Source organism: Microcystis sp. LE19-84.1B, from assembly GCF_027531875.1.
In the GTDB taxonomy this organism is placed as follows: Bacteria; Cyanobacteriota; Cyanobacteriia; order Cyanobacteriales; family Microcystaceae; genus Microcystis; species Microcystis panniformis.
The window spans coordinates 1-2,386 of the sequence record NZ_JAPZSR010000294.1 but is presented as its reverse complement, the minus strand read 5'-3'; the positions used below and the strand labels follow the sequence as shown (position 1 = coordinate 2,386).

Genomic DNA, 2,386 nt, shown 5'->3' with positions numbered 1-2,386 from the left:
TACAGCTACATCAAATGTTCCAAAAAAATATAGAAGAGCTAATGCAAATTAGCCGCTATCGGTTGAAGGATTACATCAAAGGACAAAGAGCTATATCGCTTGCCCTATCTACCTTCTAGCTCGCTTGTCCCCCTCTCAGGGAAAAAGCAAGAATCCCTACAAGATGAAAACCGAGAACAGAATCTTCTCCCAAGTTTATTCCTATCTAGAACAAGGAAGCCGATTTGTGGATAAAAGACATTTAACCGTCCTCAGTTGGATGGTGACAGCCCTACTCAGTAGTCAAAGTCTCAATCAAGCCAGATGGGAACCCTTTGTACAAAGCAGAGCCGAACAAGCCAATAGTTATCAGAGACGGTGGAATCGCTTTTGCCAGAATGGAAGAGTAGCGGTGGAAAAGATATACATCCCCTTAATATTGAAAGCCATCGAGACTTGGAAGGAGAAGGGGGAAAGACTGTATCTAGCAATAGATACCACTCTGTTGTGGAATCAATACTGCTTTGTCTATCTAGCGGTGGTCTGCGGGGGGAGAGCCGTCCCCTTGATGTGGATGGGATTAGAACATGGTAGTGCCAGCCTAGCTTTTGAGAAATACGAACCCTTGTTGGACAGAGCCAAAGGCTATCTTCAGGGCTTTGAGAATGTCATGCTGTTAGCCGACCGAGGCTTTGCCAATCAGCAATTAATTCAATGGCTCAGGAAAAATACTTGGCATTGGTGTCTTCGCTTACCTTGCGATACCCTCATTTACGGTGTTCGCCGTCGGGGTTTTGGCTATGAGGTCAGAGAACTCTATCCTCCCAAACGGCAAGCCTGCTTTTATCGCAACGTTCAAGTCTGGCAGGAGGCTAGAATCACTGCTCATCTTGCTTTAGCCTCCGTTCCAGGGGTTAAGGATAATTGGGCAATTCTGAGCGATGAACCTCCTACCCTTGACACCTTCTGGCAGTATGGTCTTCGTTTTCCCATTGAACATCTCTTTCAAGGGCAGTAAATCGGGCGTTTTTGACTGGGAACATTCTCGTGTTCGCTCTGCTGCTTGTTTAGAACGTCTTTATCTCATTGTTGCCATTTCTATTCTCTTTGCTACTTTAACTGGCATGGCGGTTCAACAATCTGGCTCTCGCCGTCAGGTTGATGCTCATTTTCGGCGTGGTTTGAGTTATTTGAAAATTGGTTTACGTTGGCTGGCGGGAGTTGTTCATAAGGCGCGTCCCTTCTTGCGACTTGACCACTTATTTTCTGTTGACCCTTTTCCCTGTTTTGCTTCTCGCAAAGCTCGTCAGGATTATTATGGCAAAATTACTTTTTCTTTTATTCAGGAGTTTGAGGCTTTCACATAACAGTACTTGTCTTTGTATTGAAAAATGTGTCCGTCAGTCAGCCATGGCGCACCATTAAAGCTTGTATCGGCATCGCCGCCGACCAACCCGGAAGGGCATTATAGGAGATATAAACTAATCCCCCTACCTTGAGATTGCGGCGAATAAAATTAACTATTGCTTGGCGATTTCTGGCACTAATCTAGCTATAAGTTCCGTGCAGACTGATGAAGTCAAATTGAGGTAAATCTCGCTCTAAAAATTCCTCAAAACTATCATCAAAGAAAAGAACATTCTTCATTCCCGCCTTGGCTGCTAAATCTCTAGCTGTGGCGATATGGCTAGGATTGAAATCATTGGCATAAAATTGGGCGTGGGGATAGGTAGCCGCTAAAATATTCGTGGTAAAACCCTGACCACAGGCCAATTCACAATAGGTAAATTCTTGGCTAGAATCGGGGGGTTGAATGGATTTCATCAGAGTGGCTAAACCTAATTTTAGGGGACTTAACTCGCCGTAAAAACCGCTAGTGTAGTTAACTTCCGATACATATCCTTCTGTCCAACTCATAGATTTTCCTCAAATATAATGACAATTCCTAAAATTAAGACTTGATTATACAGGAAAAGAGCCAGATAAGCTGCCCGCGCCTTTAAATTGCTTGTTGAGGTGAGGCAAAAGGCAAGAGGCAAGAGGTGGTTAGATATGTATAATTAATTGTGCCTAAGTAGGTAGGTGTTAAAAACTGTCAGATCCCCCCGCCTATCGGCACCCCCCTTATCAAGGGGGGCAGGGGGGATCGAACCTAAAATCTATCTTCAATTTAATTATAACCAGCTACTTAGCTACTTACAATGTCTATTAATACTAGAGTATTAACCGTTGAGCCAAACAATTCGGCAACTGCCAATAAACCCTGGAAGCGAGATTTCTCGTGAAAACTGACAGTATCTTTTACCAAATATTCCTGCGCTTTCCGGACAGTTTCTTTGACCTAATCGGACAACCGCAACCGGGAGCAGCAAACTATAAATTCACCTCCCAAGAGGTGAAACAACTC

3 protein-coding genes and 1 pseudogene are annotated in these 2,386 nt (G+C 44.0%); 3 read left to right on the top strand and 1 reads right to left on the bottom strand.

Features of this window, described 5'->3' with window-relative positions:
- Positions 1-163 precede the first annotated feature (163 nt).
- Both O9324_RS16805 and O9324_RS16800 read left to right on the top strand, forming a co-directional pair.
- Complete coding sequence (locus tag O9324_RS16805) at positions 164-997, top strand: transposase (protein WP_249267854.1); 834 nt, start codon at positions 164-166, stop codon at positions 995-997.
- Positions 972-1,346, top strand: coding sequence for a hypothetical protein (locus O9324_RS16800; RefSeq protein ID WP_249267853.1), 375 nt, complete (start codon positions 972-974; stop codon positions 1,344-1,346). The genes O9324_RS16805 and O9324_RS16800 overlap by 26 nt, the downstream gene beginning before the upstream one ends.
- A gap of 40 nt (positions 1,347-1,386) precedes the next feature.
- Here O9324_RS16800 and O9324_RS16795 read toward each other — a convergent pair.
- Positions 1,387-1,896, bottom strand: a pseudogene (locus O9324_RS16795) (class I SAM-dependent methyltransferase); the annotation flags it as partial.
- A gap of 364 nt (positions 1,897-2,260) precedes the next feature.
- On the opposite strand from O9324_RS16795, the gene O9324_RS16790 reads away from it, so the two are divergent.
- Positions 2,261-2,386: DUF2887 domain-containing protein (locus O9324_RS16790; RefSeq protein ID WP_288140246.1), on the top strand; the 126-nt coding region annotated here is incomplete at its 3' end.